We start from the raw sequence: 18,852 nt of genomic DNA, 5'->3' as shown, positions 1-18,852 counted from the left end.
CGCCGTTGTCGAGGACGCTGCCCCGCACCCCGCACCCGCGATCTTGCAGTTGTGGTCGGGGCATATCGGGTGTTAGTGGACGAATCAGCGACCACAACTGCAAGATCGACGAGTCGGTGGGGGTGGCGGCGGGCGGCGAGGTGGATCGACAGGCCGGTCAGGTTGTGTTCGTACTCCGCCCGCAGTAGTAGTCGCGCCTCCCCGCAGGGCCAGGGCTGCCCGTCGGTGCGGCAGCACCAGGTCGGCCGTAGCGGAGTGTGTGGTGGTCGAGCCGGCACGGCGGCGTGCGCATTTGACACATCAAGCTCCGGCGAGGAGGGCTCCGGACACATCTGGTGTCACCGGAGTGGCACCAGATGCACCGGAGCGGGTCTGGGTAGGGCCGCTCGCAGGGGGATTGCGAGCGGCCCCCGCCTGAACCCGTCCGCGCCCTCCGGGCAACGAACGAATCCGGCATGGCTGACAGTTTGGTGACGGGACCACTACTGTCGGAAGGCATCGAGGCTGGTGGTGGCCCTGGTGCGTGACCCGGAGGCCGCCGAGGGACGCCGAGTGTTTCTCGGCAGGTGATTGTGGAGGCAGTGTGGAGCAGACGACGGCGGATCTGATCCGGTCACAGCTACGCCGGCTACGCGTCGCCGCCGGGCACAGCCAGGAGGAGTTCGGGAAACTGGTGCACTACTCGGCGTCCATGGTCTCCGCCGTCGAGACCGGCGCCCGGCCGTACGATCGTCAGCTCCTGGCCCGGGCCGACGAGGTGCTGACCTCCGGCGGGCTGCTGGCGTCGCTGTTGCGGATCGCCGAGCGGGAAGGGCAGCCGTCCTGGTTCCTGCCCTGGCTCGACGCCGAACGCCAGGCCCGGCAGCTCCGGGTCTTCCAGCCGACGCTGGTCCCAGCGCTGCTCCAGACCGAGGGCTACGCCCGCGCGGTGATCCGCTGCGACGACCTGCTCAGCGACGAGGAGGTGGAGCAGCGGGTCGCCGCTCGGCTGGACCGGCAGGCCATCCTCGACCAGCCCGACCCGCCGCAGCTCATAGCTGTCGTCGACGAGGCCATCCTGCATCGGCGGGAGGAGCGTCTCCGGACGCTCATGGCGCACCAGATCGAGCACCTGATCGCCTACGCTGAGCGCCCGGACGTAAGCGTCCACGTCGTGCCACTCAGCGTCGGGCTGCACATCGGCCTCTCCGGCTCGTTCTCGTTGGCCCGAGGTGTGGACGGTGGCTGGGTGGCGAGCCAGGAGACCCAACTGACCGCGTCACCGACCGACAACGAGGCGAATCTGGCTACCCTGTTGGCGCGCTGGGAGACGGTGCGCAACGAGGCACTGTCCCGCCAGCAGTCGATCGCACTCCTCAACGAGATGGTGAAGTCATGGCCCTGAACGGCGCGACCTGGCGCACCTCCACCCGCAGCGGCAACACCGACTGCGTGGAGGTGGCCGACAACCTGCCTGGCGTGGTGGCCGTCCGGGACAGCAAGGACCGGCAGGGTCCGGTGCTCGCGTTCACCCCGTCGACCTGGCGGTCCTTCGTCGACAAGGTCAAGCGACCATGATTCGCCGCACCGTCGCACGCTGAGCCACCCACGCCCTCAGCTCGACAGCGTGCCGGCACCACAACTCGGGTCGACGCAGGCGGCTCGCCGCCAACGCGCCCGCACCGCCAACTCGGGTCGGCGCAGAGGGCTCGCCGGCCGGGGCAGCACGATCCGGCGGCACCGCCGGAGGACCGACGGGGAGACCGGATGGCACAGCACGAGCCCGACGAGGCCGAGCCGAGGCCGGCCGAGCCCGACCAGCACGAGCCGGAACAGCCCGAAGCAGGTCGAGGTGACACGACACAGACCCGCGAGACGACGCCGCCGGGCGCGCCGGCGACAGGCTCCGGCGGGGGTACGAAGAACGCGGTGCCAGCCGGGGAGACCGCAACGGCCGGCGTGGCACAGCGATCGGAGGGGACGGAAAGCAATCGTTTCGGCACCCCCGGGCGTCCGCTGAGGCGCAACAGTTTCCTGGTCGGATTCACCGGCGCGCTCGGCGTGCTGCTCGCGTACGCGGTCTATCTGGGGGTGCGCAACGCTGCCGGGATCCTGGTCCTGGTGGTGATCGCGCTCTTCCTCGCGGTGGGCCTGCACCCGGCGGTGGTCCGGCTGCGATCCTGGGGATTCCCGCGCGGGTTGGCCGTGGCAACAGTCGTACTGATCGTGCTGGCGCTGCTCGCCGCCGGGGTGCTGGCGCTGGTGCCGCCGATCGTAACCCAGTCCGGGCAGTTCATCGAGCAGCTGCCGAGCTACCTGGAGTCGCTACGCCGAAACGAGACGGTCAACGATCTGGTCGAGCAGTTCGACCTGATGCGCCGCGCCCAGGAGGCGGCCAGCGCGGATGTGGTCGGCCGGGCGTTGGGCGGGGTGCTCGGCGGCGCCCAACTGGTCTTCGGCACCGTCTTCCGGGTGCTGACCGTGCTGGTACTGACCATCTACTTCCTGGTCTACTTCGACCGGCTCCGCAACCTCGGCTACGCGTTGGTGCCGCGCTCCCGTCGCCAGCGGGTGCAACTGATCGGTGACGAGATCCTGACCAAGGTCGGGGCGTACATGGTCGGCGCGCTCGCCATCGCGGTGCTGGCCGGGGCGAGCACCTTCGTGTTCGCGCTGATCGTCGGCCTGCCGTACCCGTTCGCGCTGGCGGTGGTGGTCGCGGTGACCGACCTCATCCCGCAGATCGGTGCCACCCTCGGTGCCGTGATCGTCAGCCTGGTCGGCTTCGCCACCGACCTCTCGGTCGGCATCGCCTGCGTGATCTTCTTCGTGGTCTACCAGCAGGTCGAGAACTACCTCATCTACCCCAAGATCATGCGACGTTCGGTGCAGGTCAACGAGGTCGCGGCGCTGGTGGCCGCGCTGCTCGGGGTGTCGCTGGTGGGGGTGATCGGCGCGCTGATCGCCATCCCGACGGTGGCCGCCATCCAGCTCATCCTCCGTGAGGTGGTCCTCCCCCGCCAGGATGCCCGCTGACCTGCCGACCAGAGCGGATCGGCACCAGCCTCCGTCGCCCCGACCTTGAGGCGGAGCTCGGTCGGCCCGGCGCTGCGGCGGACCCGACACCGGCGTGTCCGCGAACGCGGCGACCGTCCGGTCCGCGTACGCGCTGGCGTCGCCGGTCTCCATCGGGCCGTCCCAGGTGGTCGGCAACGGCACCGCCACCGCCGGGTTGACCCGCCGGACCACCTCGTCCAGCACCGTCTCGGCGTCGCCGACCCAGAGGTGCTTGGCACCGGGTACGCCGACGACCTCGGCCTGCGGTATCGCCGCGAACTGTTCGCGGGCCTGCTCCGGGCGCAGGTAGTCGTCGAACTCCGGCACCAGCGCGGTAAGCGGCTTGCCCGACTCGGCCCACTGCGCGAGGTCGGACCGGCCGGAGTAACGCAGCGGCGGAGAGAGCAGGATCGCGCCGGTCACCGCCGGGTCGCAGCCGTGGCGCAGCACCAGGTCGGTGCCGAACGACCAACCCAGCAGCCACACGTTCGGCAACTCGTGGAACTCGGCGTACTCGATGGCGGCGGCGACGTCGAAGCGCTCACCGACGGCGGAGTCGAAGCTGCCCTCGCTGGTGCCGCGCACACTGCTGGTGCCCCGGGTGTTGAACCTGAGCACGGCCAGGTCGGCCAGGGCGGGCAGGCGCCAGGCCGCCTTGCGGAACACGTGGCTGTCCATCATCCCGCCGTGGGTGGGCAGCGGGTGCAGGCAGACCAGGGTCGCGGCCGGTTCCCGGTGGACCGGGCGGGCCAGCTCGCCGACCAACCGCAGGTCATCCGCGGTGTGCAGCTCGATGTCCTCCCGGTGCCCCGGCAGAATCGAGGAGGCACGGATCGGTGTACTCACCCGCCCATTGTCCCGTGCCACCCACCACCCCGCCCGCCACGTGACCAAGATCGCGAAGGTGACTCAGCGTCGTCAACCGTGACGGGGGGCGCTGCGCCCGCGCTGGATCACCGGGGCCCGCCGGTCGCGGGCGCGCCAGCAGCCGGTGTGCCAGTGCCGCCGGTCGGTCAGGTCGCCCCGGCCGTCCGCCGGCCAGGCCACCACATGCGCCACGCCGGGCCGGATCTCCTGGTCGCACCCGGGACAGCGGTACGTCTTGGTGGACGCACCGCCACTGATGCCGCGTACCTGCCACTCGCCGTCCCGCCACTGTTGGACCGCGGCGACGCCGTGCCGGGCGTGCTCGGTGTCGAGGTGCACCGCGTCGTCACGGCGGGGACGGTTGCGACGGGGACTCACGTCGTCAAGCGTACGGTCGAGCTGCCGGCACCCGGTCAGCGGCGGGTGTGGTCGCGGAAACCGCGGCCGGTCTTACGGCCCAGGTAGCCCGCGGTGACCAGGTGCTCCAGCAGCGGCGCCGGGGCGAACCCGGGCTCGCGCAGCTCCAGGTACAGCTCCCGCTGGATGGCCAGCGCCACGTCCAGGCCCACCACGTCGAGCAACTCGAACGGACCCATCGGGTAGCCGCAGCCCAGCTTCATCGCGTGGTCGATGTCGTCGGTGGTGGAGTAGCTGGCCTCCAGCATCCGCACCGCGTCGTTGAGATACGGGAACAGCAGCGCGTTGACGATGAAGCCGGACCGGTCGCCGCAGACCACACCGGTCTTGCCCAGCGTGGCACTGACGGCCTGAGCGGTGGCGATGGTCTCGGCGGAGGTACGGATCGTCCGGACGATCTCCACCAGCGGCATCGCCGGGGCCGGGTTGAAGAAGTGCAGACCCACCACGTCGGCCGGGCGCTGAGTGGCCATCGCCACCTCGATCACCGGCAGCGAGGAGGTGGTGGTCGCCAACACCACGCCCGGCTTGCAGATCTCGTCCAGGCTGGCGAAGAGGGCCTTCTTGACGCTGAGTTCCTCGACCACCGTTTCGACCACGAGATCGACGTCGGCCAGGTGCTCCAGCGTCGCCGACCAGTTGATCCGGCCGAGCGCGGCGTCCCGGTCCGCCTCGCTGAGCCTGCCCCGGACCACACCCTTGTTGAGCGAGGTCTGCACCGCCTCGAAGACCTTGGCCGACTGCTCCGCACCCCGGGTCACCGAGACGACCTCGTAGCCGGCCTTGGCGAAGACCTCGATGATCCCGGTGGCCATCGTCCCGGAACCCACGATGCCAACCTTGGTCACGGCTGCGGGGCTCGCAAGCTCACTCCTCGCGCTCCCGATGCCAACCTTGGTCACGACTGCGGGGCTCGCAAGCTCACTCCTCGCGCTCCCGATGCCAACCTTGGTCACGACTGCGTCGGTAAGCGCCGGGTCCGTCGTGGTCGGCGTCTGCTCGTCCGGTACGACCTTCGGCGAGCCGGGCCGCTCGTAGGTGTAGAAACCCCGGCCGGACTTTCGCCCGAGCAGCCCGGCGGTCACCATCTGCTTGAGCAACGGCACCGGGGCATGCCGCCGGTCCCGGCCGCCGCGCCGGTACATGGTGTCCAGGATCTCGTACGCGGTGTCCAAGCCGATCAGGTCCATCAGCGCGAGCGGCCCCATGGGCAGTCCGCAGCCGAGCTTCATGGCCGCGTCGATGTCCTCACGGGTGGCGTACCGGGATTCGAACATGTCGACGGCGTGGTTGAGGTAGCCGAAGAGCAGTGCGTTGGCGATGAACCCGGCCCGGTCGCTGATGGTGACGTCGACCTTGCCGAGTCGCCCGCAGAGCGCCTCCACGTCGGCCACCACGTCGGCTGAGGTGACCACCGTGCGTACCACCTCGACCAGCTTCATCACCGGCGCCGGGTTGAAGAAGTGGATGCCGACGACCTGGTTGGGGCGCGCGGTGGCCACGGAAATCTCGGTCACGCTCAGCGACGAGGTGTTGGTGGCGAGGATGGCTTCGGGCTTGCAGACCCGGTCCAGCTCGGCGAAGATCCGCTGCTTGAGGTCGAGGTGCTCGGGGACCGCCTCGATCACCAGGTCCACCGAGTGGAGCGCGTCCAGCCCGACGGCGAAGGTGACCCGGGCCAGCAGGGCGTCCCGGTCGGCCTCGGCGAGCTTGCCCCTGGCCACCGCCCGGTCCGTCGAGCCGGTCAGGATCACCCGGCCACGGTCGAGCGCGGCGTCGGATACCTCCACGGCCACCACGTCGATGCCGTTGCGGGCGAAGACCTCGACGATGCCGGCACCCATGGTGCCCAGACCCACCACACCCACGCTGGTGAACTCGCGCGCCACGACCCGGCCTCCCTGTCCGCAACGACACGGCCCAACATGAACGGCCGCTAAGGTTATGCGCGCGAGTCTGCCACGTGACGCACGGTTGTCGAGGCGCCGTGGCACATGTCACCGATGCCCCGGTTTACCCACCCGGTCGGTCGACGGGTGGACGGGGCTGGTCAGACCGGTGCGACCCCGGCGAGGGCGAGCAGCTCCGCGACGAACTCCGCCGGGCGTTCCAGATGTGGGCTGTGCCCGCAGCCGGGCAGCGTCACTTCCCGGTAGCTGCCGCCAGCCTCGGCGTACCGGTCGAGCACCGCGCGGGTCTGCCCGATCATCGGCTGCGGCGGACACTCCTGCGGCCCGGGCCAGCCGGGCACCACGCCGAGCGCCCCGAGCTGCGCCAGGTCGAACAGCGAGGTGTCCGAGACGATCACGTCGGCGTCACCGCGGATCCAGGTGACCGGCGGCTTGGGCGTCACGGCCACCAGTTCCTCGGCGACCCGGAAGCGCGCGAGCGCGTTGAGCACGCCACGACCACCCGGCGCGCTACCCGGCCAGTTCGGCGAGGCCACCGTGTCGCCGGGGTAGTTGTCCGTCCCGGTGGCCGTGGAGAGCACGCTGTCGAGCAGCAGTTCCTCGTCGTCGCCGAGGCAGGAGGGGTCCGCCACGTACGCGGCCCGCAGCACACTGCGCGGGCTGGTCCGCGCCTCGGCGCTGCGGTCACCGGCGGCGAGTCGGGCGGTGAAGTCGCCGCTCGCCGTGCCCGCGCCGGAGCCGGCGAGGTCGGGCGTGGTCGGGGTGCCGGCCAGGTCGCGGGTGGCTCCGAAGCCGTACGGGGAAACCGGGGCCGCGAGCAGCAACCCGGAAATCCGGTCGGGATTGTCCGCCAGCAGTCGCATCGCCACTCCTGCACCGAGCGAGTGACCGACCACCACGGGCCGGGCACCTTCGCCGAAGAGCGACGGCTCGTCGAGCAGCGCCGCCACGTCATCGGCGAAGTCGGTCAGGCCGCGGCTGGCGTCGACCGGGGCGGTCTGCGTGGCGCCGTAGCCGCGCAGATCCGGCGCGACCACCCGCAAGGTCTCCGGCAGGCGGCGTACCAGCGGCTCCCAGAAGGCGGCCGAGGAGCAGTTGCCGTGCACGAGCAGCACCGCCACCCCGTCGGCGGGTCCGGCCACCCGGATGGCCTGGGTGATTCCGTTCGCGGTGACGACCTGCTGCTGGGTCTCCATCCGCGGCATGCTGCCACGATCGACACCGCTGGTCCATATGGTCGGCACCCACGGGTCCGGGCCGCCGTGGGTGCCCGACGCCCACGCCTCCCTGGCCGGCGTGGTGATCGAGGCTCGGTCGTCAGCGGCGGACGCCGACCACGGCTGCCGTGTCCGGTGTGCCGGCCTGCCCAGGCACCACCGGCGTCGCGACCGTGGCGGGCAGCGGTCGGATCGGTCGCCGCTCCTGGCGGGGCAGTTCGAAGCTCAGGCCCACCGGGTCCGTCCGGGCCACGCCCGGGTCGAAGAATCTCAGCTCGGTACTGCCGATCCGGATCACGTCGCCGTCGCTGAGGTGGATGACCTCGGTGGCCCGGCGGTCGTTCACCCAGGTGCCGTTCGTGGATCCGAGATCCACCAGGGCGGTCCCCTCGCTGGCCCGCCAGATCTCGACGTGTCGCCGGCTCAGGTGCGGATCGTGCACCACGATGTCGACCGCCGGATCCCGGCCGATCACCTGCGGCCGGCGGAGCAGCCGGAACCGCCGCCCCCGCATCGGCCCGGCGGCCACCGTCAGCAGCGGCATCAGTTGCGGATGTTCCTCCATGGACGTCTCAGCCCCTCCACCCGTGCGACGATCCCGGGTCAGCGTGTCACCACCGGGTGCCCACCTCCACCATCCAGCCGGATGCGTACCGGTAACCGTCCGGGTGCTTTATGTTCACATCTTCCACGGCTGCCAGTAACGGAACTGTCGAGCCGGACGAGAGGTTCGTCCGATTCAACCGCCCGGACGGCCGGGAGGATTCGCCCGTTTCCCCACCCCTACCGGCGAGTAATTCTCGCGTCTAGACTTCCGCCATGACGGCTGTGCTACCCCCCGGCACCCCAACGGTCCAGGACGACCACCTGATCTCGACCAGCCCGGCCTCCGGCGACGAGGCCGGGCGCGTTCCGGTCGCCGCCGCGGTGGACGTCGAACGTGCCGTCGAGTGGGCCCGCGCCGCCGGCCAGTGGTGGGCGGGGCTCGGCTTCACCGGGCGGCGGGAGCGGCTGCTGCGCTGGCGGCGGCTGCTCGCGCAGCGGATGGAAGAGTTGGCCGGCCTGATGCACGCCGAGGGTGGCAAGCCGGTCGCCGACGCACTCGTCGAGATCGTGACGGCGGTGGAGCACGTGGACTGGGCGGCCCGTAACGCCCGGCGGGTGCTGGGCCCCCGGCGGGTCCGCTCGCGGCTCGTCCTGGCCGAGTTCTCGGCTCACCTGGAGTACCAGCCGCACGGCGTGGTCGGCGTGATCGGCCCGTGGAACTATCCCGTCTTCACCCCCATCGGTTCCATCGCGTACGCACTCGCGGCCGGCAACGCGGTGGTCTTCAAGCCGAGCGAATACACCCCGGTCGTCGGTCAGTGGCTCGTCGACAGCTTCGCCGAGGTGGTGCCCGAGCACCCGGTGCTCACCGCGGTGCACGGCCTCGGTGACGTCGGCGCGGCCCTGTGCCGGGCCGGCGTCGACAAGCTCGCCTTCACCGGCTCGACCGCCACCGCGAAGAAGGTGATGGCGGCCTGCGCCGAGTCGCTGACCCCGGTGCTGCTGGAGGCCGGCGGCAAGGACGCCATGATCGTGGACGCCGACGCCGACCTGGACGCCGCCGCCGAGGCCTGTGTCTGGGGAGCGATGACCAACGCCGGGCAGACCTGCATCGGCATCGAACGCGCCTACGCCGTGGAGCCGGTCTTCGACGCGTTCGTCGACAAGGTGGTCGAGCGCGCGGGGCGGCTCACCGTCGGCCCGGAGGACGCGGACATCGGCCCGATCACCATGCCGAGTCAGCTCGACGTCATCCGGCGACACATCGAGGACGCGGTGGCCCGCGGCGGTCGGGCGGTGCTCGGCGGGCCGGACGCGGTGAAACCGCCGTACGCGTACCCGACAGTGCTGGTCGGGGTGCCGGAGGAGGCTGCCGCCGTACGCGAGGAGACCTTCGGACCCACCCTGACGGTCAACCGGGTCCGCACCGTCGACGAGGCGCTCGCCCGGGCCAACGCCCTGCCGTACGGGCTTGGTGGTTCGGTCTTCGGTCAGCAGCGCGCGGTCGCGATCGCCCGGCGGTTGCGCTCCGGCATGGCCTCGGTCAACTCGACGCTCACCTTCGCCGGCATGTCCACCCTGCCGTTCGGCGGGGTCGGCGAGTCCGGCTTCGGCCGGATCCACGGCGCGGACGGGCTGCGCGAGTTCGCCCGGGCCAAGGCCGTCACCCGCCGCCGGGGTCGTTCGCTGCTGCCCTCGACCACGTTCGAGCGCACCCCGGCCGACGTCGCCCGGCTGGTGAAGGCGGTCAAGCTGCTCTACGGCCGGTGACCGCAGCACTCCCTAGAAGAGCGTCAGCTCGTCGCGCTCGATGCCACGCAGCCGGTCGTAGTCGACCACCACGCAGCGGATCCCCCGGTCGGTGGCGAGTACCCGCGCCTGCGGCTTGATCTCCTGCGCGGCGAACACCCCGGCGACCGGGGCGAGCAGCGGATCCCGGTTGAGCAGTTCCAGGTAGCGGGTGAGCTGCTCCACCCCGTCGATCTCGCCCCGGCGCTTCACCTCGACGGCGACCGTGCCCTGGTTGGCGTCCCGGCAGAGCAGGTCGACCGGGCCGATCGCGGTCATGTACTCGCGACGGACGAGGGTGTACCCGTCACCCAGCGCCTCGGGGTTGGCCGCCAGCAACTCCTGGAGGTGGGCCTCCACGCCATCCTTGCGCAGCCCGGGATCGACACCCAGCTCGTACGAGGTGTCCTGGAAGATCTCCTCCAGGGTGATCCGCAGCTCCTCGCCGGCCTTGTTGACCACCCGCCAGACGCCGGGGGCCTCCTCCAGCCGACACGGCGGGCTCATCCAGTTCAACGGCTTGTACGCCCGGTCATCGGCGTGAATGGACACCGATCCGTCCGCCTTCACCATCAACAGCCGGGTGGCCGGCGGGAGGTGGGCCGAGAGCCGTCCGACATAGTCCACCGAGCATTTCGCAATCACCAACCGCACCCGAGCAGGGTAGCGGAGTCACCGGGCATCGCCACCGAGCGGCACTGGCGTGCCGGTGCCATGCTGTGATGGTGCTCGAAGTGCTCACCGGTACCGGCCTCGCCGCCTCGGCAGGGCTGAACGCCTACATCCCGCTTCTCATCACGGGTGCGCTGGCCCGCTACACAAGCGTCATCGACCTGCCTGGCGGGTGGCAGTGGCTCGGCAACGAGTGGGTGCTGGGCATTCTCGCGGTGCTGCTCGTCGTCGAGGTCGTGGCGGACAAGGTGCCCGTGGTGGACCACGTCAACGACCTGGTGCAGACGGTCGTCCGACCGACGGCCGGCGGGCTGGCGTTCGGGGCCGGGTCCGCGTCCGAGACCGTGACGGTGAGCGATCCGGACAGCTTCTTCGCCAGTGGCGGCCAGTGGTTGCCGGTGCTGGTCGGGGTGCTCATCGCGCTCGGCGTACACCTGCTGAAGTCGACCGCCCGTCCGGTGATCAACGCGGCCACGGCCGGCGTGGGCGCGCCGGTGGCGAGCACCGCCGAGGACGCCACAAGCGTGGCCATGTCGCTCGTCGCGATCATCCTGCCGGTGCTGGTGTTGGTGCTCCTGGTCGGCATCCTGCTCTTCCTCCCGTGGATGTTGCGCCGCCGGGCGGACCGGCGTCGGGAGCGGCAGGCCGCACGCGAGGCGGGCTTCCGCGTCTGACCGCGCACCACTGGCTCGGCCGAAGCGCCACCTCAACCCGCCCTAAAGCCTAAAATTGGGGCAATCAACGGAGGAGGTTGGGTCATGACCGCAGCAATGGAGATGCCCCGGGTCCAGGAGTGTGTGGTCGCCGCCTGCGCGTACAACCACACCGGCGACTGTCACGCCTTCGCCATCACCATCGGCAGCATGGACCACGCCCACTGCCACACCTTCATCGAGATGCCTGCCGTCCGGGCCGGTGCCGACGGGCAGATCGCCCAGGTCGGGGCGTGCCAGCGCGCCGACTGCCGGCACAACGAGCAGTTGGAGTGCCAGGCACCGGCGATCCGGGTCGGCCCCGACGCCGACATGGCCGACTGCATGACCTACGACCACCGCTGACGCCCCGCGGGTCCCGGCCCACGCGGCGGAATCCGCGCGTCAGAGGTCGTTCGCCTGCCGGATGACGGTGACCAGCTCATCGATGATGTCGGTGAGGGCGAAGTCCTTCGGGGTGAACACCCGCGCCACCCCGGCCGCGCGCAGGTGCTCGGCGTCCCGGGCGGGAATGATGCCGCCGACCACCACCGGCAGATCCGGCCGGCCGGCGGCCCGCAACCCGTCGAGTACCGCCGGTACCGCCGCCAGGTGCGAGCCGGAGAGCACCGAGAGCCCCACCAGGTCCACGTCCTCCTCCACCGCGGCGGCCACGATCTGCCCGGCGGTGAGGCGGATGCCCTGGTAGACCACCTCAAAGCCGGCGTCGCGGGCGCGTACCGCGATCTGCTCGGCACCGTTGGAGTGCCCGTCCAGGCCGGGCTTGCCGACCAGCAGCCGCAGCCGCCCGCTGCCCAACTCGCGGGCGGTGGCGGCGACCCGGGCGCGGACCTCGGCCAGACCCTCGTCACCGCCGCTCGCCGAACCGCCCGCCAGCCCGGTCGGGGCCCGGTACTCGCCGAAGACCTGGCGCAGAGCCGCCGCCCACTCGCCGGTGGTCACCCCGGCCCGGACGCACTCCAGGGTGGCTGTCATCAGGTTCGTCGTGGTCGCGGCGTCCGCACGCAGCCGGGCCAGCGCCGCGTCCACGGCCGGCGCGTCGCGGTCGGCCCGCCAGGCGCGTACGGCCGCCGAGGCGGCGACCTCGACGGCGGGATCGACCTGCACGACCGCCTCGGCACCGGCGGCGGTCAGCGGTGACGGTTCGGTCTCGGTGAACCGGTTGACGCCGACCACGACGTCGCTGCCGGCCTCGATCCGTCGCCGTCGACCGGCCAGGGAGGTAACCAGGGCGCTCTTGAGGTACCCGGTCTCCACGGCGGCGACCACGCCACCCATCTCCAGCACCGTCGCCAACTCGGCCCGGGCACCGGTGACGATCTCGTCGACCAGCGCGGTCATCACGTGCGAGCCGTCGAACAGGTCCGGGTACTCCAACAGGTCCGACTCGTACGCGAGCACCTGCTGCATGCGCAGCGACCACTGCTGGTCCCACGGGCGAGGCAGGCCGAGCGCCTCGTTCCAGGCCGGCAGTTGCACCGCCCGCGCCCGCGCCTGGCGGGAGAGGGTGACCCCGAGCATCTCCAGCACGATGCGCTGCACGTTGTTCTCCGGCTGGGCCTCGGTCAGGCCGAGGGAGTTGACCTGCACGCCGTACCGGAAGCGGCGTTGCTTCGGATCCTGCACGCCGTACCGGTCGCGGGTGATCTCGTCCCACAACGCGCCGAACGCGCGCATCTTGGCGATCTCCTCGACGAACCGCACCCCGGCGTTGACGAAGAACGAGATCCGCTGAACCACGTCGCCCATCCGCCGCGCCGGCAGTTGGCCGCTCTCACCCACCGTGTCGAGCACCGCCACCGCCGTGGCCAGCGCGAATGCCACTTCCTGCACCGGGGTGGCCCCGGCCTCCTGGAGGTGGTACGAGCAGATGTTCACCGGGTTCCAGCGCGGCATCTCGCGCAGCGTGTACGCGATCACGTCTGCGGTCAGTCGCAGCGAGGCGGCCGGCGGGAAGATGTGCGTTCCCCGGGAGAGGTACTCCTTGATGATGTCGTTCTGGGTGGTGCCCGCGCAGCGGGCCAGTTCGACGCCCTGCTCCGCGGCGACCGTGCCGTAGAGGCCGAGCAGCCACATCGCCGGCGCGTTGATGGTCATCGAGGTGTTCATGTCGGCCAGCGGGATGCCGTCGAAGAGCGCCCGCATGTCGCCCAGGTGCGACACCGGGACGCCGACCCGGCCTACCTCGCCGGTGGCGAGTTCGTGGTCGGGGTCGTACCCGGTCTGGGTGGGCAGGTCGAAGGCGACCGACAGGCCGGTCTGCCCCTTGGCCAGGTTGCGGCGGAAGAGCGCGTTTGTCGCGGCGGCGGAGGAGTGGCCCGCGTACGTGCGCATCACCCAGGGGCGGTCGCGCTCCGGCAGCCGGCCCGGGAGTGCCTTCTCGTCCATGGCCGGAGTTTAAGTTACCGTCCAGTAGAACGGGCTGTGCAAAACCACACAGCCACCACCGCCCCCGGTGCGGACGTCGGGTGTCGGCGGGCCGCACACTTGACGGCATGAGTGACGACGTCGCGATCCGCGTCCGAGGGCTGCGCAAGACGTACGGCGACAGTCTCGCGGTCGCCCGCCTGGACCTGGACGTCCACCGGGGCGAGGTGTTCGCCCTGCTCGGGCCGAACGGCGCCGGCAAGACCACCACGGTCGAGATCCTGGAGGGCTACCGCCAGCGCGACGCCGGCGAGGTACGCGTCCTCGACGTCGACCCGGCCAACCCGACGCGCGACTGGCGGGGGCGGGTCGGCATCGTGTTCCAGGGCACCGGAGAGTTCGACGAACTCTGCGTCGCCGAGGTGGTCCACCACTTCGCCGGCTTCTACGCCGACGCCGACGACCCCGACAAGGTGATCGAACGGGTCGGGCTGACCGCCAAGGCCCGCGCCCGTACACACACCCTCTCCGGTGGCCAGAAGCGCCGGCTCGACGTGGCGCTCGGCATCGTCGGCCGTCCGGAACTGCTCTTCCTGGACGAGCCGACCACCGGCTTCGACCCGGAGGCCCGGCGGGAGTTCTGGGAGCTGATCCGCGATCTCGCCGCCGCCGGCACCACCATCGTGCTGACCACCCACTACCTGGACGAGGCCGAGGCGCTCGCCGACCGGGTGGGCGTGATCGCCGGTGGCCGGCTGGTCGAGGTCGCCGCACCGAACCAGCTCGGCAACCGGCAGGAGGCGCTGGCCACGGTCTCCTGGCGTACCCCGAACGGCACGCTGGACAGCGCGCAGAGCGCGACGCCGACGGCGCTGGTGGCGGAACTCGCCGCGCGCTTCGGCGGTGAGGTGCCCGGCCTGACCGTCACCCGGCCCACCCTCGAAGACATCTACCTGACGATGATCGGACACCGATGACCACCACGACGAAACCGGCGGAGCCGGTCAGCGCGGCAGCCCCGGCCCGTCGGAGCGGCCCGACCGGCCTCGCCCTGCGTCAGGGGCGCCTGGAGATCCGGCAGTTCCTGCGCAGCCGCGAGTCCGTCGTGTTCACACTGGGCTTCCCCCTCATCATGGTGCTGATCTTCGCGTCGATCTTCGACGAGGAGATCGCGCCCGGGGTGAGCTACACGCAGTACTTCATCACGGGCATGATCGCGACCGGCCTGATGACGGTCAGCTTCCAGAACCTCGGCATCTGGATCCCGATCGAGCGGGACCGGGGTGTGCTCAAGCGCTACCGGGGCACGCCGATGCCGAAATGGGTGTGGTTCGCCGGCAAAGTGATCATGGTGCTGGTGACCGGTGTGGTGATGACCGCGCTGCTGCTCGCGGTTTCGGTGACGCTGTTCGACCTGGACCTGCCGACCACCACCACGGCCTGGTTGACCTTCGGCTGGGTCAGTGCGTTGGGCGTGACCGCCTGCACGCTCTGCGGCATCGCCATCTCGTCGCTGGCCCGGACCGCCCGCAGCGGCTCGGCGGTGGTCACCCCGGTCGCGCTGGTGCTTCAGTTCATCTCCGGGGTGTTCTTCGTCTTCACCAACCTGCCGCCCTGGATGCAGCAGGTGGCGGCGTTGTTTCCGCTCAAGTGGATGTGCCAGGGGCTACGGTCGGTTTTCCTGCCGGAGAGCTTCGGCGCGGACGAGCCCGGCGGCTCGTTCGAGCTGACCCGCGTCGCCCTGGTGCTGGGCGTCTGGTGCGTGATCGGTCTGGTGCTCTGTCTGACCACCTTCCGCTGGACCACCCGCCGCGACGGCTGAGCCACGGGAGGGCCCGGCCGGGCCCTCCCCCAACAGCGGCGTCAGTACGAGTAGAAGCCCTGGCCGGTCTTGCGGCCCAGATCGCCTGCGGTGGCCATGCGCTGCAACAGCTCCGGCGGGAAGAACTTCTCGTCCGCCGTGTCGGTGTAGATGTTGCGGGTCGCGTTCAGCAACACGTCGACACCGGTCAGGTCGACGGTGGCCAGCGGGCCCATCGCGTGCCCGAAGCCGAGCCGGCAGGCGGTGTCCAGGTCCTCGGCGGAGATGACGCCCGCCTCGACCAGCTTGACCGCCTCCATGGCCAGGGCGCAGATCAACCGGGTGGTGACGAAGCCGGCGATGTCGCGGTTCACCACCACGACGGTCTTGCCGATCTCTTCGGCGAAGGACTTCGCCCGCTCCAGGGTGGCGTCGTTGGTCTTGTAGCCGCGCACCAGCTCGCAGAGCTTCATCATCGGCACCGGCGAGAAGAAGTGGGTGCCGACGACCGCCTCCGGACGCTCGGTGGCCGTCGCGATCTGGGTCACCGGGATCGCCGACGTGTTGGTGGCCAGCACCGCGTCCGCCTTGCAGATCTTGTCCAGCGCGCGGAACACCTCGTGCTTGATCTCCAGCTTCTCGAAGACGGCCTCGATCACGATGTCCGCGTCGCCGGCCGCCTCCAGCTCGGTGGTGGGGGTGATCCGCCCGAGCGTCGCCTCGACGTCCTCGTCGGAGAGCTTGCCCTTCTCCGCGAACTTCGCCAGCGACCGCCGGATGCCGTCCAGACCGCGCTTCGTCGCCGTCTCGTCCAGATCCCGCAGCACCACCTGCCAGCCGGCCTGGGCCGCCACCTGGGCGATACCCGACCCCATCAAACCGGCACCGACGACCGCGAGTCGACCCGCCATGCTGCTTCTCCCTCGCTGCGAATGAGTGTCTGTCTGCACCCTAGTCGGCGAGCCTGAACGATGAATAAGGCGCTCAGATGGTCAGCTCGGGTTCCTCCGGTGCAGTCGCCCGCTCCACCTCGATGCCGAGCGCCCGCAGGTCGGCCACGAAGTCGGGATAGCCCCGGTCGACGTGGTGCACGTGCGACACCTCGGTCACCCCGTCGGCACAGAGCCCGGCGATGATGAGCCCGGCACCGGCCCGGATGTCGGTCGCGCGGACCGGAGCGCCGGAGAGTTGCTCCCGGCCGCGTACCACCGCGTGATGCCCGTCGGTCTTGATGTCCGCGCCCAGCCGCATCATCTCGTTGGCGAACATGAACCGGCCGTCGAAGATGTTCTCGGTGATCAGGGAGGCGCCCTCGCTGAGCGCCGCGAGCCCGATCGCCATCGGCAGCAGGTCGGTGGCGAAGCCCGGATAGGGCAGCGTCACCACGTCCACCGCCCGGGGTCGGTCGTCCATGCGTACCCGGAAGCTGTCCGCCCGGGTCTCCACCATGCCGCCGGCCGTCACCAGCTTGTCGAGCGCGACCTCCAGGAACGCGGGGTCGAGGCCGGTCACGGTGACGTCGCCACGGGTCATCGCCGCGCCGAACGCCCAGGTCCCCGCGACGATCCGGTCCCCCACCGTGGCGTGCCGGACCGGACTCAGCCGGGGTACGCCGACGATGGTGATGGTCGAGCTGCCCTCGCCGTCGATCAGCGCACCCATCCGCTGGAGCAACGTGCAGATGTCGACGATCTCGGGCTCGCGTGCCGCGTTCTCGATCACGGTGGTGCCCTCCGCCAGCACCGCCGCCATGATGAGGTTCTCGGTCGCCCCGACGCTGGGAAAGTCCAGCACGATCTCCGCGCCACGCAGTCCGTCCGAGGCCGAGGCGATCACGAAGCCGTGCTCGCCGGAGATGTCGGCACCCATCCGGGTCAGCCCGGAGATGTGCATGTCCAGACCCCGCGAGCCGATCGCGTCGCCGCCCGGATGGGCCACCCGCACGTACCCGCGTCGGGCCAGCAACGGGCCCAGCACGCAGATCGACGCCCGCAGTCGGCGAACCAGGTCGTAATCGGCCTCGACGCCCGGCTGCTCCGGCACGTCGATGGTGACCGAACGGGACCGGGCCACCCCGCCGACCGCCACCATCGGGTCCACCGGATCGTCGGCGTCGAACCGTACGCCGCAGCCGAGGCGGCGCAGCACCTCACCCATGATGGCGATGTCGGTGATCCGGGGCACGTTGGTGATCACCGTGCGGCCGGGAGCGAGCAGCGCGGCGGCCATCAGCTTCAGCGCCGAGTTCTTCGCACCGACCACGTGCACGGTGCCGGCGAGCCGGGCGCCACCGCGTACCCGGATGACGTCGACGTCGGCGAGCGCGGGGTCACCGGCGTCACCCGGGCCGACGCCCGCAGGCCAACCCGTGCCGGCGTCCGGCCGGGCCGGGATCGTCAGGTCCGGTATCCGTAGGCTGTGCGTCATGGCCGTCCACCTCACGCGCATCTACACCAAGGCCGGCGATGCCGGCATGACCAGGCTGAGCAACAACGAGCAGGTGCCGAAGAACGATCCGCGGATCGCCGCGTACGCCGACGTCGACGAGTGCAACGCCGCGCTCGGCGTGGCACTCGCCCTGGGCCAACTCGACGACGAACTGCGCCGGGTGCTGGGTTCGATCCAGAACGACCTGTTCGACGTGGGCGCCGACCTGTCCACCCCGGTCGAACCGGACCCGAAGTACCCGCCGCTGCGGGTCACGGAGGAGTACGTCGAGCGCCTCGAGGGCTGGTGCGACGAGTACAACGCGCGCCTGAGCAAGCTCGACTCCTTCATCCTCCCCGGCGGCACCGCAGGCGCGGCGCTGCTGCACGCGGCGCGGACGATCGCCCGGCGCGCCGAGCGGTCGGCGTGGGCGCTCATCGCACACGATCCCGACCGGACCAGCCACCTCCCGGCAAAGTATCTCAACCGTCTTTCGGATCTGCTCTTTATCCTGTCAAGAACGGCAAATCCGGACGGAGACGTGCTATGGGTGCCGGGCGGAGGCCGGTGACGCTCGGTGCACTGCACCACGTGGAGGTCTGGATACCCGACCTGACCGCCGCAATGCGTAGCTGGGGCTGGCTGCTCGGTGAGTTGGGCTGGACGTCGTTCCAGCAGTGGCCGGTCGGCCGCTCCTGGCGACTCGGCCCGACGTATCTGGTGCTGGAGACGTCACCCGCGCTCACCGGCCGACGTCACGACCGGCGCGCCCCGGGCCTCAACCACCTGGCCTTCCACGCCGGCTCGGCCGCCGCCGTGGACCGGCTGGTCGAGCAGGCACCGGCGTACGGCTGGGAGTTGCTCTTCGCCGACCGGCACCCCTACGCCGGCGGACCCGACACGTACGCCGGGTATCTGGCGGATGGTCAGGGGTACGAGGTCGAGTTGGTGGCCTCGGGCTGAGCTGTCCTGCGCTTCTGGGTGGTTGCGGGTTTGGGCTGGGGGCGAGCGGGGGCCGCGGCGGGGGGGGGGGGGGGGTTGGGCGGCCGGGGGGGGGGGCCCCCCCCCCCGACAGGGGGACCACCCCCGCG

Annotated in this window: 18 protein-coding genes and 2 pseudogenes; 10 read left to right on the top strand and 10 right to left on the bottom strand. The window is 70.9% G+C overall.

The genetic code is table 11. The features are described 5' to 3' along the window. Positions 1-134: 134 nt before the first annotated feature. Positions 135-332, bottom strand: a pseudogene (locus tag ACFY2A_RS23610) (hypothetical protein); the annotation flags it as partial. Between the two features lie 251 nt (positions 333-583). Here ACFY2A_RS23610 and ACFY2A_RS23605 point away from each other — a divergent pair. The 3 genes from ACFY2A_RS23605 (at position 584) to ACFY2A_RS23595 (ending at position 3,015) form a co-directional block, all read left to right on the top strand. Then, complete coding sequence (locus ACFY2A_RS23605) at positions 584-1,384, top strand: helix-turn-helix transcriptional regulator (protein ID WP_387174622.1); 801 nt, start codon at positions 584-586, stop codon at positions 1,382-1,384. Further along, entirely contained in the window at positions 1,375-1,557 is a 183-nt protein-coding gene (locus ACFY2A_RS23600) for a DUF397 domain-containing protein (RefSeq protein ID WP_387174620.1), read from the top strand. The genes ACFY2A_RS23605 and ACFY2A_RS23600 overlap by 10 nt, the downstream gene beginning before the upstream one ends. 189 nt (positions 1,558-1,746) lie before the next feature. Next, the gene (locus ACFY2A_RS23595; protein WP_363924579.1) at positions 1,747-3,015 is read left to right on the top strand and encodes an AI-2E family transporter; all 1,269 of its coding nucleotides are present in this window, start codon (positions 1,747-1,749) and stop codon (positions 3,013-3,015) included. Positions 3,016-3,093: 78 nt separating this feature from the next. On the opposite strand, the pseudogene ACFY2A_RS23590 reads toward ACFY2A_RS23595, so the two are convergent. The 5 genes and pseudogenes from ACFY2A_RS23590 to ACFY2A_RS23570 form a co-directional block, all read right to left on the bottom strand. Continuing rightward, positions 3,094-3,882 (bottom strand): annotated as a pseudogene (locus ACFY2A_RS23590) (alpha/beta hydrolase); the annotation flags it as partial. Positions 3,883-3,954: 72 nt separating this feature from the next. After that, the gene (locus tag ACFY2A_RS23585) at positions 3,955-4,242 is read right to left on the bottom strand and encodes a hypothetical protein (RefSeq protein ID WP_387174732.1); all 288 of its coding nucleotides are present in this window, start codon (positions 4,240-4,242) and stop codon (positions 3,955-3,957) included. 74 nt (positions 4,243-4,316) lie between these two features. Continuing rightward, complete coding sequence (locus ACFY2A_RS23580; protein WP_387174618.1) at positions 4,317-6,209, bottom strand: 3-hydroxyacyl-CoA dehydrogenase family protein; 1,893 nt, start codon at positions 6,207-6,209, stop codon at positions 4,317-4,319. A gap of 161 nt (positions 6,210-6,370) precedes the next feature. Next, on the bottom strand, positions 6,371-7,435 hold the full coding sequence (locus ACFY2A_RS23575; RefSeq protein WP_387174616.1) for an alpha/beta fold hydrolase: 1,065 nt from the start codon (positions 7,433-7,435) through the stop codon (positions 6,371-6,373). 112 nt (positions 7,436-7,547) lie between these two features. Beyond that, positions 7,548-8,012 (bottom strand): FHA domain-containing protein, encoded by a 465-nt coding sequence (locus ACFY2A_RS23570; protein WP_387174614.1) that lies wholly within the window; start codon positions 8,010-8,012, stop codon positions 7,548-7,550. 254 nt (positions 8,013-8,266) lie between these two features. On the opposite strand from ACFY2A_RS23570, the gene ACFY2A_RS23565 reads away from it, so the two are divergent. Then, positions 8,267-9,763 (top strand): aldehyde dehydrogenase family protein, encoded by a 1,497-nt coding sequence (locus tag ACFY2A_RS23565; protein WP_387174612.1) that lies wholly within the window; start codon positions 8,267-8,269, stop codon positions 9,761-9,763. Positions 9,764-9,775: 12 nt separating this feature from the next. On the opposite strand, the gene nucS is transcribed toward ACFY2A_RS23565, so the two are convergent. Continuing rightward, on the bottom strand, positions 9,776-10,435 hold the full coding sequence (gene nucS, locus ACFY2A_RS23560) for an endonuclease NucS (protein ID WP_363924573.1): 660 nt from the start codon (positions 10,433-10,435) through the stop codon (positions 9,776-9,778). Positions 10,436-10,506: 71 nt separating this feature from the next. Here nucS and ACFY2A_RS23555 point away from each other — a divergent pair, with 71 nt between their 5' ends. Together ACFY2A_RS23555 and ACFY2A_RS23550 are read left to right on the top strand one after the other, a co-directional pair. Further along, positions 10,507-11,127 carry a DUF4126 domain-containing protein gene (locus ACFY2A_RS23555; RefSeq protein ID WP_387174730.1) on the top strand — a complete coding sequence of 207 codons (621 nt, stop codon included), beginning with the start codon at positions 10,507-10,509 and terminating at the stop codon, positions 11,125-11,127. Between the two features lie 84 nt (positions 11,128-11,211). Beyond that, positions 11,212-11,511, top strand: coding sequence for a DUF1540 domain-containing protein (locus ACFY2A_RS23550; protein ID WP_363924572.1), 300 nt, complete (start codon positions 11,212-11,214; stop codon positions 11,509-11,511). 39 nt (positions 11,512-11,550) lie between these two features. On the opposite strand, the gene ACFY2A_RS23545 is transcribed toward ACFY2A_RS23550, so the two are convergent. Beyond that, entirely contained in the window at positions 11,551-13,554 is a 2,004-nt protein-coding gene (locus ACFY2A_RS23545; protein ID WP_387174609.1) for a protein meaA, read from the bottom strand. 107 nt (positions 13,555-13,661) lie between these two features. Here ACFY2A_RS23545 and ACFY2A_RS23540 point away from each other — a divergent pair, with 107 nt between their 5' ends. Both ACFY2A_RS23540 and ACFY2A_RS23535 read left to right on the top strand, forming a co-directional pair. Continuing rightward, a complete protein-coding gene (locus ACFY2A_RS23540) occupies positions 13,662-14,510 on the top strand; it encodes an ABC transporter ATP-binding protein (RefSeq protein ID WP_387174607.1) in 849 nt (282 codons plus the stop codon). Next, complete coding sequence (locus tag ACFY2A_RS23535; protein ID WP_363924569.1) at positions 14,507-15,355, top strand: ABC transporter permease; 849 nt, start codon at positions 14,507-14,509, stop codon at positions 15,353-15,355. Before ACFY2A_RS23540 ends, ACFY2A_RS23535 begins: the two co-directional genes overlap by 4 nt. 41 nt (positions 15,356-15,396) lie before the next feature. On the opposite strand, the gene ACFY2A_RS23530 is transcribed toward ACFY2A_RS23535, so the two are convergent. Both ACFY2A_RS23530 and murA read right to left on the bottom strand, forming a co-directional pair. Beyond that, on the bottom strand, positions 15,397-16,245 hold the full coding sequence (locus ACFY2A_RS23530) for a 3-hydroxyacyl-CoA dehydrogenase family protein (protein WP_363924568.1): 849 nt from the start codon (positions 16,243-16,245) through the stop codon (positions 15,397-15,399). Between the two features lie 73 nt (positions 16,246-16,318). Then, complete coding sequence (murA, locus tag ACFY2A_RS23525) at positions 16,319-17,761, bottom strand: UDP-N-acetylglucosamine 1-carboxyvinyltransferase (protein ID WP_387174605.1); 1,443 nt, start codon at positions 17,759-17,761, stop codon at positions 16,319-16,321. Here murA and ACFY2A_RS23520 point away from each other — a divergent pair. Next, entirely contained in the window at positions 17,760-18,332 is a 573-nt protein-coding gene (locus ACFY2A_RS23520) for a cob(I)yrinic acid a,c-diamide adenosyltransferase (protein WP_204010555.1), read from the top strand. The genes murA and ACFY2A_RS23520 overlap by 2 nt on opposite strands. Further along, a complete protein-coding gene (locus ACFY2A_RS23515) occupies positions 18,308-18,724 on the top strand; it encodes a VOC family protein (protein ID WP_387174602.1) in 417 nt (138 codons plus the stop codon). The genes ACFY2A_RS23520 and ACFY2A_RS23515 overlap by 25 nt, the downstream gene beginning before the upstream one ends. Positions 18,725-18,852: the final 128 nt, after the last annotated feature.

Source organism: Micromonospora sp. NPDC000442, assembly GCF_042898635.1.
Taxonomy (GTDB): Bacteria; Actinomycetota; Actinomycetes; order Mycobacteriales; family Micromonosporaceae; genus Micromonospora.
Note: the sequence above shows the minus strand (reverse complement) of the source record. Positions and strands in the feature narration are given on the sequence as shown.

Coding starts and splice junctions, on each gene's coding strand:
- ACFY2A_RS23600 (WP_387174620.1), top strand. CDS start 1,375: ATGGCCCTGAACGGCGCGACCTGGCGCACCTCCACCCGCAGCGGCAAC.
- ACFY2A_RS23595 (WP_363924579.1), top strand. CDS start 1,747: ATGGCACAGCACGAGCCCGACGAGGCCGAGCCGAGGCCGGCCGAGCCC.
- ACFY2A_RS23575 (WP_387174616.1), bottom strand. CDS start 7,435: ATGCCGCGGATGGAGACCCAGCAGCAGGTCGTCACCGCGAACGGAATC.
- ACFY2A_RS23570 (WP_387174614.1), bottom strand. CDS start 8,012: ATGGAGGAACATCCGCAACTGATGCCGCTGCTGACGGTGGCCGCCGGG.
- ACFY2A_RS23565 (WP_387174612.1), top strand. CDS start 8,267: ATGACGGCTGTGCTACCCCCCGGCACCCCAACGGTCCAGGACGACCAC.
- ACFY2A_RS23550 (WP_363924572.1), top strand. CDS start 11,212: ATGACCGCAGCAATGGAGATGCCCCGGGTCCAGGAGTGTGTGGTCGCC.
- ACFY2A_RS23545 (WP_387174609.1), bottom strand. CDS start 13,554: ATGGACGAGAAGGCACTCCCGGGCCGGCTGCCGGAGCGCGACCGCCCC.
- ACFY2A_RS23540 (WP_387174607.1), top strand. CDS start 13,662: ATGAGTGACGACGTCGCGATCCGCGTCCGAGGGCTGCGCAAGACGTAC.
- ACFY2A_RS23535 (WP_363924569.1), top strand. CDS start 14,507: ATGACCACCACGACGAAACCGGCGGAGCCGGTCAGCGCGGCAGCCCCG.
- ACFY2A_RS23530 (WP_363924568.1), bottom strand. CDS start 16,245: ATGGCGGGTCGACTCGCGGTCGTCGGTGCCGGTTTGATGGGGTCGGGT.
- ACFY2A_RS23520 (WP_204010555.1), top strand. CDS start 17,760: ATGGCCGTCCACCTCACGCGCATCTACACCAAGGCCGGCGATGCCGGC.
- murA (WP_387174605.1), bottom strand. CDS start 17,761: ATGACGCACAGCCTACGGATACCGGACCTGACGATCCCGGCCCGGCCG.
- ACFY2A_RS23515 (WP_387174602.1), top strand. CDS start 18,308: ATGGGTGCCGGGCGGAGGCCGGTGACGCTCGGTGCACTGCACCACGTG.